This window comes from Streptomyces sp. NPDC104309, assembly GCF_055584025.1.
On the sequence record NZ_JBVJMV010000001.1, the window covers coordinates 288,868 to 313,429 of the forward strand.

Genomic DNA, 24,562 nt, shown 5'->3' on the forward strand with positions numbered 1-24,562 from the left:
TTTGATGGTGGGCCGATATTCACCTGCTGACCGCCGCGACGGGTTGGGTTGAGTGGACAAAGAAGAGAAGCTCCGTGATTACCTGAAGAGGACGACCGCGGATCTGCGCCGCACGCGACAGCGCCTCCGCGACATGGAGGCCGAGCAACAGCAACCCATCGCCATCGTGGGGATGAGCTGCCGCTACCCGGGCGGCGTGACCAGCCCCGAGGACCTCTGGCAACTCGTCTCCACCGGCACCGACGGCGTCTCCGGCTTCCCGGACGACCGCGGCTGGAACCTCGGCGGTCTCTACGAGGCCGACGCGGGCCAGGACGGCAAGTCGGCCACCGAAGAGGGCGGATTCCTCTATGGGGCGGGCGACTTCGACCCGGCGTTCTTCGGGATCTCACCGCGTGAGGCGCTGGCGATGGACCCGCAGCAGCGGCTCCTCCTGGAGACCTCCTGGGAGGCGTTCGAGCGTGCGGGCATCGACCCGACGTCACTGCGCGGCAGCCGTACGGGCGTCTTCGCGGGCCTGATGTACCACGACTACGCGGCCCGGCTCGGCTCCGTACCCGACGGCGTCGAGGCGTTCATCGGCGTCGGCAACTCGGGCAGCGTCGTCTCCGGCCGCGTGGCCTACGCCTTCGGGCTCGAAGGCCCCGCCGTGACCATCGACACGGCCTGCTCGTCGTCCCTGGTCGCCCTGCACCTGGCGGTGCAGTCGCTGCGCAAGGGCGAGTGCACGATGGCGCTGGCCGGTGGCGTGACGGTGATGGCGACCCCTGGCACGTTCGTGGACTTCAGCCGCCAGCGCGGCCTCGCCTCTGACGGCCGCTGCAAGTCGTTCGCCGCGCGCGCGGACGGCACGGGCTGGTCCGAGGGCGTGGGCGTTCTCCTGGTGGAGCGCCTGTCGCGTGCGCGGCGCCTGGGCCATGAGGTGCTGGGGATCGTGCGCGGCTCCGCCGTCAACCAGGACGGTGCGTCCAACGGTCTGACGGCGCCCAATGGCCCGTCCCAACAGCGGGTCATCCGAGCGGCGTTGGCGAGCGCGGGCCTGACGGCTGCGGACGTCGATGCGGTCGAGGCACACGGCACGGGCACGACGCTGGGCGACCCCATCGAGGCGCAGGCGCTGCTGGCCACGTACGGCCAGGAACGGTCGGGCGACCGCGCGCTGCTGCTCGGCTCGGTCAAGTCGAACCTCGGTCACACACAGGCGGCCGCCGGCGTTGCCGGCGTCATCAAGATGGTCATGGCGATGCGGGAGGGTGTGCTGCCGCGCACCCTGCACGTGGACGAGCCGACGCCGCAGGTGGACTGGTCGGCGGGTGCTGTTGAGCTGCTGACGGAGTCGGTGGCGTGGCCGGAGACGGGGGCGCCGCGTCGCGCGGGTGTCTCGTCGTTCGGTGTGAGCGGCACGAACGCGCATGTGGTGCTGGAGCAGGCGCCGGAGGCGGAGGAGCCGGCGGCGGTCGCGGCTCCGGTGGGGTTGCCGGTGGTGCCGTGGGTGGTGTCCGCGAAGTCTGAGGCGGCTCTGGCGGGACAGGTGGAGCGGCTGCGGTCGTTCGTTGCCGGGCGCCCTGAGCTGTCGCCGGTGGATGTGGGCTTCTCGCTGGCGACGTCGCGTGCGGTGCTGGGCCATCGGGCGGTACTGGTCGGGGACCGGGCCGTGCGGGGTGTGGCGTCGGCGGGCAAGACGAGTGTGCTGTTCTCGGGCCAGGGTTCGCAACGAGCCGGTATGGGCCGGGAGTTGTACGAGGCATATCCGGCCTTCGCGGACGCGTTCGACGTGGTGTGTGCGGAGCTGGACCGTCATCTGGACCGGACGCTTCGTGAGGTGGTCTTCGGTGAGGGTGAGCTGCTGGATCAGACGCAGTTCACGCAGGCGGGTCTGTTCGCGTTGGAAGTGGCGCTGTTTGAGCTGGTGACGTCGTGGGGTGTGAAGCCGGACTATTTGCTGGGTCACTCGATCGGTGAGTTGTCGGCTGCGTACGTGGCTGGGGTGCTGTCTCTCGAAGACGCTGCCGTCTTGGTGGCGGCGCGGGGGCGTTTGATGCAGGCGCTTCCGGCGGGTGGGGCGATGGTGTCGTTGCAGGCGGCGGAGGACGAGGTGCTGCCGCTGCTGGTCGAGGGCGTGTCCATCGCCGCGCTCAACGGCCCGCGCTCCACCGTGATTTCCGGTGATGAGGCGGCGGTTCTTCAGATTGCCGCGCATTTTGAGGGTGAGGGTCGTAAGACCAAGCGGCTGCGGGTGAGCCATGCCTTCCACTCGCCGCGTATGGACGCGATGCTTGACGACTTCCGGGCGGTTGCGCAGGAATTGACCTACAACGCCCCGCAGTTGGCGCTCGTGTCCAACGTGACGGGATGGGTTGTCTCGGCCGAGGACCTCTGCTCGCCCGAGTACTGGGTCCGGCATGTGCGTGAGGAGGTCCGCTTCCTGGACGGCGTCCGGGCGCTGGAAGCGGAGGGTGTGACCAGGTTCCTGGAGCTGGGTCCGGACGGCGTGCTGTCCGCGATGGGGCAGGAGAGTGTCGCATCCGGTTCTGAGGGCGGGGAACTCGCCTTTGTACCCGTGCTCCGCAAGGGCAGTGAGGAGCCGGGCTCGCTGGTCGCCGCGCTGGCCGAACTGTACGTACGCGGCACGGGAGTTGACTGGTCGGCGTACTACGCGGGTGCCGGTGCGCGCCGGGTCGATCTGCCCACCTACGCCTTCCAGCACGAGCGCTACTGGCTGAAGTCCCTTCCGGCGGATGCCGTCGACGGCACGGGCTTCGGAGCGCGGCTTGTGGAGCACGCGCTGCTGGATGCGGTCGTCTCGCTCGCGGACGGGGACGGCTGGCTGTTTGCCGGACAGCTCTCCCTTCAGTCGCATGCGTGGATTGCGGATCACGTGGTGCTGGGTTCGGTGTTGTTGCCGGGTACGGCGTTTGTTGATTTGGCGTTGTATGCGGGTGAGCGGGTTGGTTGTGGGGGGCTTGAGGAGTTGACGCTGGAGGCGCCGTTGGTGCTGCCTGAGCGTGGTGGGGTGTCGGTTCAGTTGTCGGTGGCGGCGGCGGGTGCGGACGGTCGTCGTGTGGTGAGTGTGCATTCGCGGCCGGCTGATGATGCCGAGGGCGAGTGGGTGTGTCATGCCCGGGGTGTGCTGTCGGCCGAGACCGAGCCTGTGGGTGAGGGGCTTGAGGTGTGGCCCCCGCGTAACGCCGTCGAGTTGAAGACAGCTGACGTGTACGACCGTCTGGCGGACCAAGGTCTTGGCTATGGACCGCTGTTCCAGGGGCTGCGGTCGGTGTGGCGGCAGGGTGACGACGTCTATGCCGAGGTCGCTCTGCCCGAGGGGGCGGATGTCGACGGGTTTGGTGTGCACCCCGCGCTGTTGGACTCGGCGTTGCACGCGGTCGGACTCGCTGCCGGGGTTGCTCCGGAGCCGGCCGAGGGTGGTTCGCCGGGTCTGCCGTTCGCGTGGTCGGGGGTGTCGCTCTCGGCGGTGGGTGCGCGGGTGTTGCGGGTGCGGATCGTGCGTTCGGGTTCGGGTGTGTCGTTGTTGTTGGCCGATGGTTCGGGTGCGCATGTGGCGTCGGTGGAGTCGTTGGCGTTGCGTCCGGTGACTGCTGAGCAGTTGCGGGGTGCGGGTGGTGGTGATGTGGCTCGGGATTCGTTGTTCCGGGTGGAGTGGTCGGCGGTGTCTGTGCCTGCGGTCGTGGACGTGGATGCGTCTGGGCTGCGGGTGGTCGAGGGCCTGAGCGCGGGCGGCGCGGAGGGCGTGGTTGCGCGGACGCATGAAGCGACCGTGCGGGCACTGGAGTTGGCGCGGGGCTGGCTGGCGGAGGAGCCGGCCGGTCAGGGGCGGTTGGTGGTGGTGACGCGGGGTGCGGTGGCCTGCGCCGATGGCGAGGTGCCGGATCCGGTGCAGGCGGCGGTGTGGGGTCTGCTGCGGACCGTGCAGACGGAGAACCCGGACCGGTTTGTGCTGGTGGATCTGGATGGGGATGAGGCGTCGCAGGCGGTGCTGTCCGCTGTGGTGGCTTCGGGTGAGCCGCAGGTGGCGGTGCGGCGTGGTGAGGTGTTCGTGCCGAGGCTGGCGCGGGCGGTTGTAGCTGCTGAGCGGCCGGTGGGTGACCTGGACGGTGAGGGCACGGTCTTGGTGACCGGTGCCAGTGGTGCGCTGGGTGGTCTGGTGGCCCGGCACCTGGTGGTCGAGCGGGGTGTACGGCATCTGTTGTTGGTGTCGCGTCGTGGTGACCAGGCTCCGGGTGTGGCTGGGTTGGTGGCGGAGCTGGAGGGGCTGGGTTCCTCGGTGCGGGTGGTCGCGTGTGATGTGGCCGACCGTGATGCCCTGGCGGCGGTGCTGGAAGACGTACCCGACGAGCGCTCGCTCGTAGGTGTCGTGCACACGGCCGGTGTCCTGGACGATGGCGTGCTGTCTTCCCTCACTCCGGAGCGGGTGGGCGCGGTGTTGCGTCCGAAGGTGGATGCGGCCTGGCATCTGCATGAGTTGACGCGCGGCCTGGATCTGTCGCTGTTCGTGCTGTTCTCGTCGGCGGCGGCGACGCTGGGTTCGGCGGGGCAGGCGAACTACGCGGCGGCGAACGCGTTCCTGGACGCACTCGCGGAAGCGCGGCGTGGTGAGGGTCTGGTGGGTCAGTCGCTGGCCTGGGGCCCGTGGGCCGAAGGCGGCATGCTGGAGCGGCTCGGCGACGCCGATTCGCAGCGCATGGCGCGGGACGGCGTGGTGCCGCTGGTCCCCGCAGACGGTCTCGCCCTGTTCGACGCGGCCCACGGTACGGATCGGGCCGCCCTCCTGGCCGTCAAGCTGGACGTCCCCGCCCTGCGCAGGCGCGCCGGCGCAGGAGCGCTGCCCGCATTGCTGCGGGGCCTCGTGCAGGGCAGCTGGCGGCGCGCGGCCCGTGCCGGTGGCAGCGGATCGACGCTTGCGGAGCGTCTCGCGGCGGTGCCCACGAGCGAACGGGCCGCCTTGGTCGACGAAATGGTCAGGGCGCAGGTCGCGATAGTGCTGGGGCACGCGTCCCGGGACGCGATCGTGGCGGGACAGGCGTTCAAGGAGCTCGGCTTCGACTCGCTCACGGCGCTCGAACTGCGGAACAGGCTCGTGTCGGCGACCGGCCTTCGCCTGCCGGCCACCTTGATCTTCGACTATCCGAGCCCTGCGGCGCTGGCCGACTTCGTGCTGGCCGAGGCGCTGGGAACCGCCGAAGAGATCACTGTAGGCGCGGCGGTGGCGGTAGCCGACGACGAGCCGATCGCCATCGTGGGCATGAGCTGCCGCTACCCGGGTGCGGTCGCCGGGCCGGACGACCTCTGGCGGCTGGTGGCCTCGGGAGGGGACGGGATCTCCGGGTTCCCGACCGACCGGGGATGGGACGTCTCAGGGCTGTTCGACAGCGATCCGAGCCAGGTGGGTACGTCGTACGCGACTGAGGGCGGGTTCCTGTACGACGCCCCGCAGTTCGACGCGGGCTTCTTCGGGATCTCGCCGCGTGAGGCGCTGGCGATGGACCCGCAGCAGCGGCTTCTGCTCGAAGGGTCCTGGGAGGCCATCGAGTCCGCGGGCATCGACCCGGGCTCGCTGCGCGGCAGCAGCACCGGCGTCTTCGCCGGCGTGATGTACCACGACTACGCGTCCCGGCTGAGGACGGCGCCGGACGACGTCGAGGGGTACCTCGGCATCGGGAACTCCGGCAGTGTCGTCTCCGGCCGCGTCTCCTACACGCTGGGCCTTGAGGGTCCCGCGGTGACGGTGGACACGGCGTGCTCGTCGTCCCTGGTCGCGCTGCACTGGGCGATCCAGGCCCTGCGCAAGGGCGAGTGCACGATGGCGCTCGCGGGCGGCGTGACGGTGATGGCGACCCCGGGCACCTTTGTGGAGTTCTCGCGTCAGCGTGGTCTGGCTGCTGACGGTCGCTGCAAGTCGTTCGCGGCCGGGGCCGACGGCACCGGCTGGGGCGAGGGTGTCGGCATGCTCCTCGTGGAGCGCCTGTCCGACGCGCGGCGCAATGGTCACCAGGTTCTCGCGGTGGTCCGTGGTTCTGCGGTGAACCAGGACGGTGCGTCGAATGGTCTGACGGCTCCGAACGGTCCGTCGCAGCAGCGGGTGATCCGGGCTGCGTTGGCGAGTGCGGGTCTGTCGGCGTCGCAGGTGGACGCGGTGGAGGCGCACGGGACGGGTACGACGCTGGGTGACCCGATCGAGGCGCAGGCACTGATCGCGACGTATGGGCAGGAGCGTGCGGAGGACCGGCCGCTGTTGCTGGGCTCGATCAAGTCGAATATCGGTCACACGCAGGCGGCTGCCGGTGTGGCGGGTGTGATCAAGATGGTGCAGGCGATGCGGCACGGGCTGGTGCCCGAGACCTTGCATGTGGATGCGCCGTCGTCGCAGGTGGACTGGTCGGCGGGGTCGGTGGAGCTGGTCACTGAGCAGCGTGCCTGGCCGGAGACGGGCGAGCCGCGGCGTGCGGGTGTCTCGTCGTTCGGCATCAGTGGTACGAACGCGCATGTGCTGTTGGAGCAGGCGCCGGAGGTCGAGGAGCCGGCGGCGGTTGTGGCTCCGGTGGGGTTGTCGGTGGTGCCGTGGGTGGTATCGGCGAAGTCGGAGGCGGGGCTGTCGGGGCAGGTGGAGCGGCTGCGGTCGTTCGTCGCCGAGCGCCCGGAGCTGTCGTCGGTGGATGTCGGTTTCTCGTTGGTGACGTCGCGTGCGTTGTTGGAGCAGCGGGCGGTGCTGCTCGGTGAGCGGGTCGTGGAGGGTTCGGTGTCGCCCGGCAAGACGGGTGTGCTGTTCTCGGGTCAGGGTTCGCAGCGGGTCGGTATGGGGCGTGTACTCCACGCGGCTTTTCCGGTGTTCGCGGACGCGTTCGACGCGGTGTGTGCGGAGCTGGACCGTCACCTGGACCGGCCCCTGCGTGAGGTGGTCTTTGAGGGTGGGGAGCTGCTGGATCAGACGCAGTTCACGCAGGCGGGTCTGTTCGCGTTGGAAGTGGCGCTGTTTGAGCTGGTGACGTCGTGGGGTGTGAAGCCCGACTATTTGCTGGGCCACTCCATTGGTGAGCTGTCGGCCGCGTATGTGGCCGGGGTGCTGTCGCTCGAAGATGCTGCCGTTCTGGTGGCGGCTCGGGGTCGTCTGATGCAGGCGCTTCCGGCGGGTGGGGCGATGGTGTCGTTGCAGGCGGCGGAGGGCGAGGTGCTGCCGCTGCTGGTCGAGGACGTCTCGATTGCTGCGCTCAACGGCGCACGTTCCACGGTGATTTCTGGTGACGAGGAAGCGGTTCTTGAGATCGCCGCGCACTTCGAGGGTGAGGGTCGTAAGACCAAGCGTCTTCGGGTGAGCCATGCGTTCCACTCGCCGCGTATGGACGCGATGCTCGACGACTTCCGCGAGGTCGCGGAGGGGCTGACCTTCATTGCGCCGAAGTTGGCCATCGTGTCCGACGTGACGGGTGAGGTTCTGTCGGTCGAGGAGATCCAGGATCCGGAGTACTGGGTCCGGCACGTCCGCGAGGCTGTCCGGTTCCTGGACGGCATTCGCACCCTGGAAGCGGAAGGTGTGACCGCGTTTCTGGAGCTGGGTCCGGACGGTGTGCTGTCCGCGATGGCGCAGGACTGCGTGAGCGGCGGCTCGGAGGGCGGCGATGAGCTCACCTTCGTACCCGCCCTGCGCAAGAACCGCGACGAGCCGGAGAGTCTGCTCGCCGCCCTCGCTGAACTCCACGTACGCGGCAGGGCAGTTGACTGGACCGCCTACTACGCCGGCACCGGCGCCCGCCGTGTCGACCTGCCCACCTACGCCTTCCAGCACCAGCGCTACTGGCTGACGGATGAGCGTACGTACGACCGCGACGCAAGTGGTCTTGGGCAGAGTCCGGACGAGCACCCACTTCTGGGTGCTGCCGTTCCGCTGGCCGGGGGCGCGGGTGTGGTGTTTACCGGCCTGCTGTCGACCGCCAGGTACCCCTGGCTCGCCGATCACGTTGTCAAGGGCACGATCTTGGTGCCCGGCACGGCACTTGTCGATCTGGCGCTGCACGCCGGCGAGTACGTCGAGTGTGGATCGCTGGACGAGCTGACGTTGGAAGCGCCGCTGGTGTTGTCGGAGCGGGTCGACACTCAGGTGCAGGTCGTGGTGGGTGCTCCCGATGACGAGAGCGGACGCCGGGCGCTCACCGTGTACTCGCGTTCCTCCGAGGACACGCGTGCCGAATGGACGCGGCACGCGGAGGGCGTGCTGTCGGACGACGCCGGGACTGTGAGTGCGGGTGACGGGCTTGAGGCGTGGCCTCCGTGTGATGCCGTCGAGTTGCACACGGCCGATGTGTACGACCGTCTGGCGGCTCAAGGACTCGACTACGGGCCGGTGTTCCAGGGGCTGCAGTCCGTCTGGAAGCGCGACGACGAGGTGTTCGCGGAGGTGGCCCTCCCCGACGGTCTTGAGGCCGGCGGCTTTGGACTGCACCCGGCGCTGTTCGATGCCGCCTTGCACACGATGGCTGTCTCGGATGCGGGATTCCAGGCAGACGAGGGTGGTTCGCCGGGTCTGCCGTTCGCGTGGTCGGGGGTGTCGCTCTCGGCGGTGGGTGCGCGGGTGTTGCGGGTGCGGATCGTGCGTTCGGGTTCGGGTGTGTCGTTGTTGTTGGCCGATGGTTCGGGTGCGCATGTGGCGTCGGTGGAGTCGTTGGCGTTGCGTCCGGTGACTGCTGAGCAGTTGCGGGGTGCGGGTGGTGGTGATGTGGCTCGGGATGCGTTGTTCCGGGTGGAGTGGTCTGTGCTGGCTGTGCCTGCGGACGTGGACGCGGGCGAGTTTGAGGTGCGGGTCGAGGATCTGAGCGCGGGCGGCGCGGAAGGTGTGGTTGCGCGGACGCATGAAGCGACCGTGTGGGCACTGGAGTTGGCGCGAGGTTGGCTGGCGGTGGAGCCGGCCGGTCAGGCGCGGTTGGTGGTGGTGACGCGGGGTGCGGTGGCCTGTGCTGATGGCGAGGTGCCGGATCCGGTGCAGGCGGCGGTGTGGGGCCTGCTGCGTACGGCGCAGACGGAGAACCCGGACCGTTTCGTCCTGGTCGACCTTGATGGGGATGAGGCACCGCAAGCGGTGCTGTCTGCCGTCGTGGCCTCGGGTGAGCCGCAGCTGGCGATCCGGCGAGGTGAGGTGTTCGTGCCGCGCCTGACCCGGGCCGTTGTCGCCGCCGAGCGGCCGGTGGGTGACCTGGACGGTCAGGGCACGGTCCTGGTGACCGGTGCCAGTGGTGCGCTGGGTGGTCTGGTGGCCCGGCACCTTGTGACGGAGCGAGGTGTACGCCACCTGCTCCTGGTGTCACGTCGTGGTGAAAAGGCTCCGGGTGTGGCTGGGTTGGTGGCGGAGCTGGAGGGGCTGGGTTCCTCGGTGCGGGTGGCCGCGTGTGACGTGGCCGACCGTGATGCCCTGGCGGCGGTGCTGGAAGACGTACCCGTCGAGCGCCCGCTCGTAGGCGTGGTGCACACGGCCGGTGTCCTGGACGATGGCGTGCTGTCCTCCCTCACCCCGCGGCGTCTGGGTGCGGTGTTGCGTCCGAAGGTGGACGCGGCCTGGCACCTGCACGAGCTGACGCGCGGTTTGGATCTGTCGTTGTTCGTGTTGTTCTCGTCTGCGGCCGGTGTGTTCGGTGGTGCGGGGCAGGCGAACTACGCGGCGGCGAATGCGTTTTTGGACGCGTTGGCCGAGGTGCGGCGTGGTGAGGGTCTGGTGGGTCAGTCGCTGGCCTGGGGCCCGTGGGCGGAGAGCGGCATGCTGGGCCGCCTCGACGACGCCGATGCGCAGCGCATGGCCCGGTCCGGCGTTCCGCCGCTCTCGGCCGAGCAGGGCATCGAACTCTTTGACGCCGCCGGTGCGTTGCCGGAAGCCGTGCTCGTCCCCGTCCGGCTGGACCTGGCCGCGCTGCGCCGGCAGTCGGCGGGCACGCCGCTGCCGGTCATGTTCCGCTCGCTGGTCCGCAGGGCGGCCCCGCGTGCGGCCGACGGGAGCTCCGCTTCCGGTGGCGGCGGCGGATCGTTCGCCGACCGGCTGCGTCCCTTGCCCGAAGCCGAACGCGAGCGGCTCGCCCTCCAGTTGGTGTGCGACCGCGTGGCGGAGGTGCTGGGGCACGCCCGGGGGGCGGACGTCAAACCCCATGACGCCTTCACGGAGATGGGCTTCGACTCCCTCACCGCCGTCGAACTGCGCAACAGGCTCAACGCCGAGACCGGCCTGCGGCTGCCCGCGACGCTGGTCTTCGACTACCCCACGCCGATGGTGCTCGCCGAGCACATCCTGGGCGATGCCGCCCCGGCGAAGGCCGCGGCCCGCTCCGTGCTCGACGAACTCGACCAGTTGGAAGCCGCGTTCGCCGCTCTGGACACGGCCGACGAGCAGCCGGTGGCCGAGGTCACCGCCCGGCTGAACGCGCTCGTGGCCAAGTGGAACGAGGCGCGCGGGCAGGCGGCGGTGACGACGGACGACGTGGGCAACACCCTCGACACAGCCTCAGACGACGAGCTGTTCGACTTCATCGACAACAGGTTCGGCAGGTGACTCGCTGATGGCGAACGAGGACAAGCTCCGCGACTATCTCCGGCGGGTGACCGCCGAGCTTCACGAGACGAGCGAGCGACTGCGTGCCGTGGAGGAGAAGGACCGCGAGCCGATCGCGATCGTGGCGATGAGCTGCCGCTACCCCGGCGACGTCGGCTCCCCCGAGGAGCTGTGGGAACTGGCCGCGGCGGGCCGGGACGGGATCACGGAGTTCCCCGCGGACCGCGGCTGGGACGTCGACTCCCTCTACGACCCGGAGATACGGCGCCCCAACACGTCGTACACGCAAGAAGGCGGGTTCCTGCACGGCGCGGGCGACTTCGACGCCGAGCTGTTCAAGATCTCGCCGCGTGAGGCGCTGGCGATGGACCCGCAGCAGCGGCTGCTCCTCGAAGCGACCTGGGAGGCCGTCGAGCGGGGCGGGATCGACCCGCTGTCACTGCGCGGCAGCCGGACCGGCGTGTTCGCCGGGGTGATGTACCACAACCACGCGGCGAGCCTCGGGGCGGTGCCCGAGGGCGTGGACGGCTTCCTGGGCACCGGCACCGCGAGCAGTGTGGTGACCGGCCGGGTGGCGTACACGCTGGGCCTCGAAGGTCCCGCGGTGACGGTGGACACGGCGTGCTCGTCGTCGCTGGTCGCCCTGCACCTGGCGATGCAGTCGCTGCGGTCGGGCGAATGCGCCTTGGCGCTCGCGGGCGGGGTCACGGTGATGACGACCCCGGCGACGTTCATCGACTTCAGCAAGCAGCGGGGACTCGCCGCGAACGGCCGCTGCAAGGCGTTCGCGGACGCGGCGGACGGCACCGGCTGGGGCGAGGGCGTCGGCATGCTGCTCCTGGAGCGCCTGTCGGACGCCCGCCGCAACGACCACCGAGTGCTCGCGGTGGTCCGCGGATCGGCCGCGAACCAGGATGGCGCGAGCAACGGCCTGACCGCCCCCAACGGTCCCTCGCAGCAGCGCGTCATCCGCCAGGCGCTGGCGAACGCCGGCCTTTCGGCGGCGGACGTCGACGCGGTGGAGGCGCACGGCACGGGTACGACGCTGGGCGACCCCATCGAGGCGCAGGCGCTGCTGGCGACGTACGGCCAGGAGCGGCGCGACGAACGCCCGCTGTGGCTGGGTTCGTTGAAGTCGAACATCGGTCACACGCAGGCCGCCGCCGGCGTGGCGGGCGTCATCAAGATGGTCATGGCGATGCGGGAGGGTGTGCTGCCGCGCACCCTGCACGTGGACGAGCCGTCCTCGCACGTCGACTGGTCGGCGGGGGCCGTCGAGCTCCTGACGGAGTCGGTGGCGTGGCCGGAGACGGGGGAGCCGCGTCGCGCGGGCGTCTCGTCGTTCGGCATCAGCGGAACCAACGCCCACGTGATCCTTGAGCAGGCGCCCTCGGAACGCGCCAAGGAGGGAGCCTCGAAGAGCGCCTCGCAGAGCGCCACCGAGGAGCGCGCGGCGAACGGGGGCGGGTCCGCCCACGCAGCAGGCGGCCCTCTGGCGCCGGTGACGAGCGACGTCCTGCCGTGGGTGCTGTCCGGCAAGTCGCCGGAGGCCGTCGCAGGCCAGGCCGCGCGGATGCTGGCCTACCTGGAGGACCGTCCGGAGGCCGAACTGGCGGCACCCGACGACGCGGTCGACGTGTCCGACGTGGCCTGGTCCCTGTCGACGACGCGGGCCCAGCTGGAGCACCGCGTGGCCGTGATCGCCGAGCGGCAGGCGGACTTCCGGGCCGGCCTGGCGGCGCTGGCGCAGGGCGGCTCGGCTCCCGGCGTGGTGCGTGGCGTGGCGGGCCGTGCGACGCGGCCGGTGTTCGTCTTCCCCGGCCAGGGCGCGCAGTGGGCGGGCATGGCCGCCGGACTCCTGGAGTCCTCGCCGGTGTTCGCGGCGCGGCTGAAGGAGTGCGGAGCGGCTCTGGCTCCGTACGTGGACTGGTCGGTGCTGGACGTGGTGCGGGGAGCGCAAGGCGCGCCGTCGTCGGACCGCGTAGACGTCATGCAGCCGGTGCTGTGGGCGATCATGGTGTCGCTGGCCGATGTGTGGCGGTCGGTGGGAGTGGTGCCGGGCGCCGTACTGGGCCATTCGCAGGGCGAGATCGCGGCCGCCGTGGTGGCGGGCGGCCTGTCGCTGGAGGACGGGGCGCGGCTGGTGGCGCTGCGGCGCCGGGTGACGCTGCCGCTGTCGGGCCGCGGCGGGATGACGTCGGTGGCACGGGACGCGGACTGGGTCGGCGAGCGCGTGGTGCGGTACGGGTCGCGGCTGTCCTTGGCCGCGGTGAACGGGCCGGGCTCGGCGGTGGTCTCCGGCGACCTGGACGCCCTGGAGAAGTGGGAGGGCGAGTGCGCGGCGGCCGGCGTGCGGACGCGGCGCATCCCCATGGACTACGCCTCGCACTCGGCGCAGATCGACGGCGTACGGGAGGAGTTGACGCAGGCGCTGACGGGGCTCGCTCCCCGGTCCGCGGCGGTGCCCTTCTACTCGACGCTGACGGGCGGGCCGCTGGACACGGTGGAGCTCGACGCGGACTACTGGTTCAGGAACCTGCGGTCGAGGGTCGAGTTCGAGGCAGCGACGCGGGCCGCGCTCGCGGCGGGGCACCGGGTGTTCGTCGAGGTGAGTCCGCATGCCGTCCTCGGCTTCGGGCTGCAGGAGACGTTCGACTCGCTGGGCAGCGACGCCGTGGCGCTGGGTACGTTGCGCCGGGCCGAGGACGAGACCCGCAGGCTGCTCCTCTCCCTCGCCGAGGCGTGGGCGCAGGGTGTGGAGGTCGACTGGCGCGCCGTGCTCGCCGGGACCGGGCCGCACCGGGTCGTGGACCTGCCCACGTACGCCTTCCAGCACCGCCGCTACTGGCTCGACGCGGTGAGCAGGCCGCACAGCACCGACCCCGCCGGAACCGCCGACGGTTCCGGCGGCGGAGCGGCGGCAGATGCCGCCCCCGAGGACGGCACGTTCTGGGCGGCGGTCGAGTGCGAGGACCTGGAGGTACTCTCCCGGACGCTCGCGGTGGACACGGAGCAGTCGTTCGCCGCCGCGCTGCCCGCCCTCGCCGCGTGGCGGCAGCAGCGCACGGCCCTCGCCACGGTCGACGCCTGGCGCTACCGCGTGACGTGGCAGCGGATCTCCGAGTCCGCCGGGACAGGGGTCCTCTCCGGGACCTGGGTCGTGATCGCTCCGGAGCCCGACGCGGAGTACGTCGCCGAGTACGCCTCGGACATCGAGCAGTACGTACAGCAGTGCGTCAGCGCGCTCGCCCCCGCCGACGTCCGGGTCGTGCGGGTCGGGACCGGACACGACAGCGAGGCGCTCGCCGCACGGATACGCACCGCGCTCGCGGACGCCGACGCTGACGGCGGCGGCGAACTGGCAGCGGTGACCGGCATCCTTTCGCTGCTCGCCCTGGACACAAGCGCCCACCCCGGCGCGGACGCGGTGCCCGCCGGCTTCGCGAGTACCCTCACCCTCGTGAAGGCCCTCGGCCACACCGAGGAGAAGGCCCTTCAGAAGTCGCTCCACAAGGCCCCGCTGTGGATCGCGACCCGCGGAGCCGCCTCGGTGGGGCGGACCGACCGGGTGACCGATCCGACGCAGGCCCTGCTCTGGGGACTCGGCGGCGTCATCAGTGCCGAACACACCCAGCTCTGGGGCGGTTTGGTCGACCTTCCGGCAGAGCTGGACCAGCGGTCGGCGCACCGCCTGCGCCGGGTGCTCGCCGCCGCCGACGGCGAGGACCAGCTGGCCGTCCGCGCCACCGGCCTGCACGCCCGCCGGCTGGCGCACGCCCCGTACCGTCCCGGACTCGCCCCCGACCGGCCGGGGCCGGACGCGGCGGACCCCACGGCCACGACGTGGACACCGCCACGCGGCACCGTGCTGATCACCGGCGGGACCGGCGCGCTCGGCGCCCATGTCGCCCGCTGGCTCGCCGACCAGGGCTGCGAGCACCTGCTGCTCGTCAGCAGGCGGGGCCAGGACGCCCCCGGCGCACAGGCCCTCGCGACGGAACTGGGCGCCAAAGGCAGCAAGGTCACTCTGGCCGCCTGCGACGCGGGCGACCGGAACGCGCTGGCCGCACTGCTCACGTCGGTCCCGGCCGAGCTGCCCCTGACGGCGGTCTTCCACAGCTCGGCGCTCCTGGACGACGGACTGCTCGACACGCTGACCACCGGCCAACTCGACCGTGCCCTGCGGGCGAAGGTACGGGCCGCGGTGAACCTGCACGAACTCACCCGTGACCTCGGCACGGACCTCTCCGCCTTCGTCCTCTTCTCGTCCGTCGCCGGTGTACTCGGCGGCGCGGGCCAGGGGAACTACGCCCCGGCCAACGCGTTCCTCGACGCGCTGGCCCAGCACCGCAGGGCCCACGGCCTCACGGCCACCTCGCTCCAGTGGGGCCACTGGCGGGGCAGCGGCCTCGGCGAGCGCCAGGAGGAGCGCTTCGCACGCACAGGAGTCGGCGCGATGGACCCCCAACTCGCCCTCGTGGCACTGCGGCAGGCGCTTCAGGACGACGTGACCACCCTCACCGTCGCGGACGTCCGCTGGGAACGGGCGGCCGAACGGGGCACGACCCGGAGGCCCAACCCGCTCCTGCGCGATCTACTGCCCGAACTCCGCGACGCCGCCCAGGACATCACCACCGGCCGTCCGGAGGCGGAGACCGACCGCCGCTCGTCGGCGCTCTCCTCCCGGTTGCGCGGCATGTCCGAACAGGACGGCCTGCGCCTCGTCCTCGACGTGATCCGCGGCGAGGCCGCCGCGCTCCTCGGCCACGCGTCCGCGGAGGCGGTGCCGCCGGGCAGGGCGTTCCTGGACCTGGGGTTCAGCTCCCTGAGTGCGGTGGAACTGCGCAACCGGCTCGACGCGGTGTCCGAGCTGAGCCTGCCGACGACTCTCGTGTACGACCACCCGTCCCCGGAGGCGCTGGCACGTCACCTCTGGTCGGAACTGACGGAGAACGGCGACAACAGGCCGTCGCCGTACGGTTCGGAGGGTACCGGCGCCAAGGATGGCGTGGGCGGTGCGGACGGCGATCCGATTGTCGTCGTCGGCATGAGCTGCCGGTTCCCCGGCGGCGTGGGCTCGGCGGAAGAGCTGTGGGAGCTGCTGGCCACCGGAGCGGACGGAGTCTCCGAGCTCCCCGAGAACCGCGGCTGGGACCTGGCATCCCTCTACGACCCGAACCCCGAAGGCGTGGGCACGTCGTACACGCGCCAGGGCGGATTCCTCCACGAAGCCCCCGACTTCGACGCGGAATTCTTCGGCATCTCGCCGCGCGAAGCCCTGGCAATGGACCCCCAGCAGCGGCTGTTCCTCGAAGCGACCTGGGAGGCCGTCGAACGGGCGGGCATCGACCCGACGTCGCTGCGCGGCAGCCGTACCGGGGTCTTCGCCGGCACCAACGGCCAGGACTACGCGCACCTGATGGACACCGCGACCGAGTCCACCGCCGGCTACGGCGCCACGGGCAGCTCGGCCAGCGTCCTGTCCGGCCGCGTCTCCTACACGCTCGGCCTTGAGGGTCCTGCGGTGACGGTGGACACGGCGTGCTCGTCGTCGCTGGTCGCCCTGCACTGGGCGATCCAGGCCCTGCGGTCGGGCGAGTGCACGATGGCGCTGGCCGGCGGCGTGACGGTGATGTCCACCCCCGGCGCGTTCATCGAGTTCTCCCGCCAGGGCGGCCTGGCTCCCGACGGCCGCTGCAAGGCGTTCGCCGAGTCGGCGGACGGCACGGCCTGGGGCGAAGGCGTGGGCGTGCTCCTGGTAGAGCGCCTGTCCCATGCACGGCGCCTGGGCCACGAGGTGCTTGCCGTGGTCCGTGGATCTGCGGTGAACCAGGACGGCGCGAGCAACGGCCTGACGGCTCCGAACGGTCCGTCCCAACAGCGGGTGATCCGTGCGGCGTTGGCGAGCGCGGGCCTGGCGGCTGCGGACGTCGACGCGGTGGAGGCGCACGGTACGGGTACGACGCTGGGTGACCCGATCGAGGCGCAGGCGCTGCTCGCGACCTACGGTCAGGACCGTCCGGAGGACCGGCCGCTGCTGCTGGGTTCGATCAAGTCGAACATCGGCCACACGCAGGCCGCCGCCGGCGTCGCCGGGATCATCAAGATGGTGCTGGCCATGCGGCACGGTGTGCTGCCGCAGACCCTGCATGTGGACGAGCCGACGCCGCAGGTCGACTGGTCGGCAGGGGCTGTTGAGCTGCTGACCGAGCCCGTGGCCTGGCCGGAGACGGGCGCGCCGCGTCGAGCGGGTGTCTCCTCGTTCGGGATCAGCGGCACGAACGCGCATGTGATCGTGGAGCAGGCACCGGAGGCGGAGAAACTGGTAGCGGTTGCGGCTCCGGTGGGGTTGCCGGTGGTGCCGTGGGCGGTGTCGGCGAAGTCGGAGGCGGGGCTGTCGGGGCAGGTGGAGCGGCTGCGGTCGTTCGTTGCCGGGCGCCCTGAGCTGTCGCCGGTGGATGTGGGCTTCTCGCTGGTGACGTCGCGTGCGGTGCTGGAGCACCGGGCGGTGCTGCTCGGTGAGCGGACCGTGCGGGGCGTGGCCACCGAGGGCAGGACCGGTGTGCTGTTCTCGGGTCAGGGTTCGCAACGGTCGGGTATGGGCCGGGAGTTGTACGAGGCGTATCCGGTGTTCGCGGATGCGTTCGATGTGGTGTGTGCGGAGCTGGAGCGTCATCTGGACCGGCCTCTTCGTGAGGTGGTGTTCGGTGAGGGTGAGCTGCTGGATCAGACGCAGTTCACGCAGGCGGGTCTGTTCGCGCTGGAAGTGGCGCTGTTTGAGCTGGTGACGTCGTGGGGTGTGAAGCCGGACTTCCTGCTGGGGCACTCGATCGGTGAGTTGTCGGCTGCGTATGTGGCCGGGGTGCTGTCGCTGGAAGACGCTGCCGTTCTGGTGGCGGCGCGGGGGCGTTTGATGCAGGCGCTTCCGGCGGGTGGGGCGATGGTGTCGTTGCAGGCGGCGGAGGACGAGGTGCTGCCGCTGCTGGTCGACGGCGTCTCGATTGCGGCGCTCAATGGCCCGCGTTCCACGGTGATTTCGGGTGATGAGCCGGCGGTTCTTGAGATTGCCGCGCATTTTGAGGGTGAGGGACGCAAGACCAAGCGTCTGCGGGTGAGCCATGCGTTCCACTCGCCGCGCATGGACGCGATGCTGGACGATTTCCGTGCGGTCGCGCAGGGGCTGACGTTCAACGTCCCGCAGGTGTCGATCGTCTCGGACGTGACGGGTGAGGTTCTGTCGGCGGATGAGGTCCAGGACCCGGAGTACTGGGTGCGCCATGTCCGCGAGTCGGTGCGGTTCCTGGACGGCATTCGCACCCTGGAAGCGGAAGGCGTGTCCGCGTTCCTGGAGCTGGGCCCGGACGGTGTGCTGTCTGCCATGGCGCAGGACTGCGTGACGTCCGGTTCCGAGGGCGGGGAGCTCACCTTCGTACCCGCTCTGCGCAAGAGTCGTGACGAGCCGGAGAGCCTGCTCACCGCCCTCGCTGAACTGCACGTGAACGGCAGGGCGGTTGACTGGACCGCTTACTTCGCCGACGCCGGCGCCCGCCGTGTCGACCTGCCCACTTACGCCTTCCAGCGTGAGCGCTACTGGCCGGAGAGCGTGGCGCCGTCGATGTCGTCGTCGGCTGACGCGTGGCGATATCGGACGGCGTGGGAGCTGGTGCCCGGCGGCCTGGGCGGCGAGAGGCTGTCCGGGCGGTGGCTGGTGGTTTCGCCGTCGGCGTGTGCGGATCACCCGGTGGTGGCGGGGATGCGTGCGCGCGGCGGAGAAGTCGTGGAGTGGTTGGTGGAGGGCGGTGAGGTGAGCCGTGAAGCGCTGGCCGCGCGGCTCGCCGAGGACGCCTCCGAGTTCGCCGGTGTGGTGTCGTTGCTGGCCCTGGGGCGGGAGGGTACGGCGCTGGGCACGTTGTCGCTGGTGCAGGCGCTGGGCGATGCGGAGCTGTCCATGCCGTTGTGGTGTGTGACGCGGGGTGCTGTGGCGGTGGGGCCTGAGGGCGGTCCGGTGGATGCGGTGCAGGCGCAGGTGTGGGGTCTGGGGCGGGTGGCCGCGCTGGAACACTCCGATCGGTGGGGCGGGTTGATCGATCTGCCCGAGGTGGTGGACGAGGCGGCGCTGGGGCTGCTGTGCGGCGTTCTCTCCGGTGCGGGCGACGAGGACCAGCTCGCCGTACGCGCTTCGGGTATGCACGGGCGTCGCCTGCTGCACGCCCCCAGTAACAGCCATGCCGGGTCCGGTGGTTGGGCACCGCGTGGCACGGTCCTGGTGACCGGCGGGACCGGTGCGCTGGGAGCGCATGTGGCCCGTTGGGCGGCCGGTAACGGTGCCGAGCGGTTGGTGCTGACGAGCCGTCGTGGTCCGGAGGCTCCAGGTGCGGTCGAGTTGGTGGCCGAGCTGGAGGCGTTGGGCGCCGCGGTCGAGGTCGCTGCGTGTGACGTGAGCGACCGGGAAGCGCTGGCCGGGCTGGTGGAAGGGCTGAAGGAGGTCGGTACGCCGGTCCGCTCCGTCGTCCACACCGCCGGTGTCAACAAGTTCGTCGCTCTCGCCGAGACAGGGGCGGACGACTATGCCGAGGTGCTGCGGGCGAAGGTGGATGGCGCCACGCACCTCGATGCCCTGTTCGGCGACCCGGGCAGCGGCGGGTATCTGGGCGACGACGAGGGCCTGGACGCCTTCGTGCTGTTCTCGTCCATCGCCGGCGTGTGGGGCAGCGGCGGTCAGGCCGGCTATGCCGCGGCCAACGCCCACCTCGACGCCCTCGCCGAGGATCGTCGCGCTCGTGGCCTGACCGCGACCTCCGTCAGCTGGGGACCGTGGGCCGAGGGCGGCATGGCCGAGGGTGAGGCTGCCGCGCACCTGAACCGCCGTGGCCTGGCCGCGATGTCTCCGGTCAAGGCGATGGACGGCCTGCGGCGGGCGATTGCCGAGGGCGACACGCACGTCACCGTGGCCGACGTCGACTGGACACGGTTCGTGGCTACGTACACCGCGCTGCGCCCGAGCGCCCTTCTCGGCGAGCTGGCCGACGACCGCAACGCGGCCGGCGGTACCGGCACCGACGCGGACGCCGACGTCCACGCCGAGCAGTCCGAGCTGCGGACGAGACTCCTCGGCCTGTCGGGCGCCGAACGGGACACGGTCCTGCTCGATCTGGTCCGGCGGCAGGTCGCGGCCGTCCTGGGGCACGCGAACGCGGCCAAGGTGTCCGCGGACCGGGCTTTCAAGGAGCTGGGGTTCGACTCCCTGACCGCCGTGGAGCTGAGGAACGGCCTGCGCAAGGAGACCGGCCTCGAACTCGCCACCACCTTGGTCTTTGACTGCCCGACCCCCAAGGTCCTTGCGGACCACCTCCGTTCGCGGATCGTCGGGGACGGTGCGGCGACCGCAGGGGAGATGCTCCCCGCGGCCACGACGACCGATGGGGACGACCCGATCGTGATTGTCGGCATGAGCTGCCGCCTGCCCGGCGGGGTCCGGTCCCCCGATGACCTCTGGGCGCTATTGGCGTCGGGGAACGACGGGATCACCGGGTTCCCGGCCGACCGCGGCTGGGTGACGGACCCGGCGGCCACGTTCGTTCGCTCGGGCGGGTTCCTGCATGACGCGGGAGAGTTCGACGCCGACTTCTTCGGGATCTCGCCGCGCGAGGCGCTGGCGATGGACCCGCAGCAGCGACTGCTCCTTGAAACGGCGTGGCAGGCGTTCGAGCGCGCGGGCATCGACCCGACCTCGGTACGCGGGAGCCGGGTCGCGGTCTTCGCGGGAGCGGCGAGCCAGGGCTACGCGTCCGGGCCGAACTCCGGTGAAGAGGAGGGCCTGGGCGGCCACCTGCTGACCGGCAACGCGACGAGCGTGCTCTCAGGCCGGATTTCGTACGCCTTCGGCCTGGAGGGCCCGGCGATGACGGTGGACACGGCGTGCTCGTCGTCCCTGGTCGCGCTGCACCTCGCGGCGCAGGCCCTGCGCGCGGGGGAGTGCTCCATGGCGCTGGTCGGCGGCGTGACGGTGATGGCCACCCCCGTGACGTTCGCCGAGTTCTCCCGCCAGGGCGGCCTGGCCGGGGACGGCCGGTGCAAGTCCTTCGCGGATGCGGCGGACGGCACGGGCTGGTCCGAGGGCGTCGGCATGCTGCTGGTGGAGCGCCTCTCGGACGCCCGCAGGAACGGTCACGAGGTCCTGGCGGTGGTCCGGGGCAGCGCGGTCAACCAGGACGGCGCGAGCAACGGCCTGACGGCGCCGAACGGACCGTCCCAGCAGCGCGTCATCCGCCAGGCCCTCGCGAACGCGGGCCTTTCGGCGGCGGACGTCGACGCGGTGGAGGCGCACGGCACGGGCACCGCCCTGGGCGACCCCATCGAGGCGCAGGCGCTGCTGGCGACGTACGGCCAGGAGCGGCACGGCGAACGCCCGCTGTGGCTGGGCTCGTTGAAGTCGAACATCGGTCACACACAGGCCGCCGCCGGCGTCGCCGGGATCATCAAGATGGTCCTGGCGCTGCGCAACGGTGTACTGCCGCGGACGCTGCACGTCGACGAGCGGTCCTCCCACGTGGACTGGTCGGCCGGCGCCGTCGAGCTCCTCACGGAGCCGGTGGAGTGGCCGGAGACGGGCGAGCCGCGCCGCGCGGCGGTGTCGTCCTTCGGCGTCAGCGGCACGAACGCGCATGTGATCGTGGAGCAGGCACCGGAGGCGGAAGCGCCGGAGCCGACCGAGGCTTCGGTGACGTTGCCGGTGGCGCCCTGGGTGGTCTCGGCGAAGTCCGAGGCGGCACTGGTGGCGCAGGTGGAGCGGCTGAGGTCGTTCGTCGCCGAGTCCCCCGAGGCGACCCCGGTGGATGTCGGATTCTCGCTGGTGACGTCGCGTGCGGCGCTGGAGCACCGGGCGGTGCTGATCGGCGAGCGGACCGTGCGAGGCGTGGCCGCCGAGGGCAGGACCGGTGTGCTGTTCTTGGGGCAGGGTTCGCAACGGGCTGGCATGGGCCAGGAGTTGTACGAGGCGTATCCGGTGTTCGCGGATGCGTTCGACGCGGTGTGTGCGGAGCTGGACCTTCACCTGGAGACGCCTCTTCGCGAGGTCGTCTTCGAGGGTGGTGAGCTGCTGGATCAGACGCAGTTCACGCAGGCGGGTCTGTTCGCGCTGGAAGTGGCGCTGTTTGAGCTGGTGACGTCGTGGGGTGTGAAGCCGGACTATTTGCTGGGTCACTCGATTGGTGAGTTGTCGGCTGCGTACGTGGCTGGGGTGTTGTCTCTCGAAGACGCTGCCGTTCTGGTGGCGGCGCGGGGGCGTTTGATGCAGGCGCTTCCGGCGGGTGGGGCGATGGTGTCGTTGCAGGCGGCGGAGGACGAGGTGCTGCCGCTGCTGGTCGAGGACGTCTCGATTGCTGCGCTCAACGGCGCGCGCTCCACCGTCATTTCGGGTGATGAGGCGGAGGTCCTGCGGATCGCCGCGCACTTCGAGGGCGAGGGTCGTAAGACCAAGCGGCTGCGGGTGAGCCATGCGTTCCACTCGCCGTGCATGGACGCGATGCTGGACGACTTCCGCAAGGTCGCGGCGAGCCTGACCTTCAATGCGCCCGAGGTCGCCATTGTCTCGGACGTGACGGGTGAGGTTCTGTCGGCGGATGAGGTCCAGGACCCGGAGTACTGGGTGCGCCACGTCCGTGAGGCTGTCCGTTTCCTGGACGGCATTCGCACGCTGGAAGCGGAAGGTGTGACCGCGTTTCTGGAGCTGGGCCCGGATGGTGTGCTGTCTGCCATGGCGCAGGACTGCGTGACGTCCGGTTCCGAGGGCGGGGAGCTCACCTTCGTACCCGCTCTGCGCAAGAGTCGTGACGAGCCGGAGAGCCTGCTCACCGCCCTCGCTGAACTGCACGTAAGTGGCGTGGCGGTTGACTGGGCGACGTACTACGCCGGCACCGGAGCTCGCCGTGTAGACCTGCCCACCTACGCCTTCCAGCGCGAGCGCTTCTGGCTCAAGGAGCCGGCCCCGGTCCGTGCGGCGGACGGTGTGGACTCCTGGCGCTACCAGGTGACGTGGAAGCCGACCGGGCACGACGCCGCCGAGGCCGTGTCGGGGCAGTGGGTCGTGGTGTGCAGGGACGCCGACGTCGATCACCCGGTGGTCGCCGCTCTGCTGACGCGCGGTGCCGAGGTGGTGGTCGTGCCGGTGGGCGCAGGCGATGTGGTCGACCGCGAGGCCTTGGGCGCGAGGGTGACGGGGCTCTCCGGTGAGGTCGGCGTGGTGTCGCTTCTGGGGCCGAGGGAGACCGAGCCGGGCCTTGCGATGCTGGGGCTGGTGCAGGCGTTGGGCGACATGGGGGTGTCGGGGCCGTTGTGGTGTGTGACGCGGGGTGCTGTGGCGGTGGGGCCGGGGGGCGGTCCGGTGGATGCGGTGCAGGCGCAGGTGTGGGGTCTGGGGCGGGTGGCCGCGCTGGAACACTCTGATCGGTGGGGCGGGTTGATCGATCTGCCCGAGGTGGTGGACGAGGCGGCGCTGGGGCTGCTGTGCGGCGTTCTCTCCGATGCGGGTGGTGAGGATCAGCTGGCGGTGCGTGCCTCGGGTGTGTATGGGCGGCGTCTGGAGCGTGCGCCTGGCAACCGTCGTACGGCGTCGGGTGGGTGGTCGCCGCGTGGCACGGTCCTGGTGACCGGCGGGACCGGTGCGCTGGGAGCGCATGTGGCCCGTTGGGCGGCCGGTAACGGTGCCGAGCGGTTGGTGCTGACGAGCCGTCGTGGTCCGGAGGCTCCAGGTGCGGTCGAGTTGGTGGCCGAGCTGGAGGCGTTGGGCGCCGCGGTCGAGGTCGCTGCGTGTGACGTGAGCGACCGGGAGGCGCTGGCCGGGCTGGTGGAGGGGCTTCGCCAGGCCGGTACGCCGGTCCGCTCGGTCGTCCACGCCGCCGGCCTGGGGCAGGTGACGGCGCTGTCCGACATGAGCGCCGAGGAGTTCACCGAGGTTCTGCGGGCGAAGGTGGATGGCGCCACGCACCTCGACGCCCTGTTCAGTGCCCCGGGCAGCGGCGGGTATCTGGGCGACGGCGAGGGCCTGGACGCCTTCGTGCTGTTCTCGTCCATCGCCGGCGTGTGGGGCAGCGGCGGTCAGGCCGCCTATGCCGCGGCCAACGCCCACCTCGACGCCCTCGCCGAGGATCGTCGCGCTCGTGGCCTGACCGCGACCTCCGTCAGCTGGGGACCGTGGGCCGAGGGTGGCATGGCCGAAGGGACCAGCGGGGAACTGAGCCGGCGAGGTCTCGCCGTGATGGCACCCGAGTCGGCCGTCGGCGCGCTCCACCAGGCGCTGGCGGACGACGCGACGCTCCTCACGGTCGCGGATGTGGACTGGCAGCGGTTCGCCCCCGCCTTCACGGCACGGCGGCCCAGCCCGCTCCTGGGCGAACTGGCCGACGTACAACGGGCTCTGGAGCAGGACCACGGCGGCGCGGACGGCGACGGCCGTGGCCGCGACGCGGCGGCCCAGCTGCGCGCACGGCTCGCGCAGGCCAACGAGTCGCAGCAGAATCGCATTCTCTTGGAGCTGGTGCGCACGGAGGCGGCGGACGTGCTGGGGCACGCCACGGCGGACGCGGTCCGGCCCCGGCGCGGCTTCGTCGAGCTGGGCTTCGACTCGCTCATGGCGGTCGAGGTGCGCAACCGGCTGGCCCGGCACACCGGGCTGCGGCTGTCCACCACCCTGCTCTTCGATTTCCCTTCCCCTGCCGCGCTGGCGCAGCATCTGCGCGCCGAGCTCGCGCAGCAACTCTCGGCGGAGGCCTCGACTTCGGTCGCCGCCGTGCTCAACGAGCTGGAGCGGATGCTCTCCGGTCTGTCCACGGATGACGTCGACGGCGTGGACATCACAGAGCGGCTGCAGGGTCTGCTGACGACGTGGAGCGGAGCACAGATCCGCATGGCGTCGCCGCCGCCCGAAGCGGGCGAGCCCGAGGCCGCGGCGATGGACTCCGACCTCGAGTCGGCGACATCGGACGAGATGTTCGACCTCATCCAACGCGAGTTCGGGAAGTTCTG

1 pseudogene is annotated in these 24,562 nt (G+C 71.1%); it reads left to right on the plus strand.

Going from position 1 to position 24,562, the window contains the following annotated elements:
* Positions 1 to 94 precede the first annotated feature (94 nt).
* A pseudogene (locus tag ACZ68L_RS01230) lies at positions 95 to 24,560 on the plus strand (SDR family NAD(P)-dependent oxidoreductase); the annotation flags it as partial.
* Between the last annotated feature and the right edge of the window lie 2 nt (positions 24,561 to 24,562).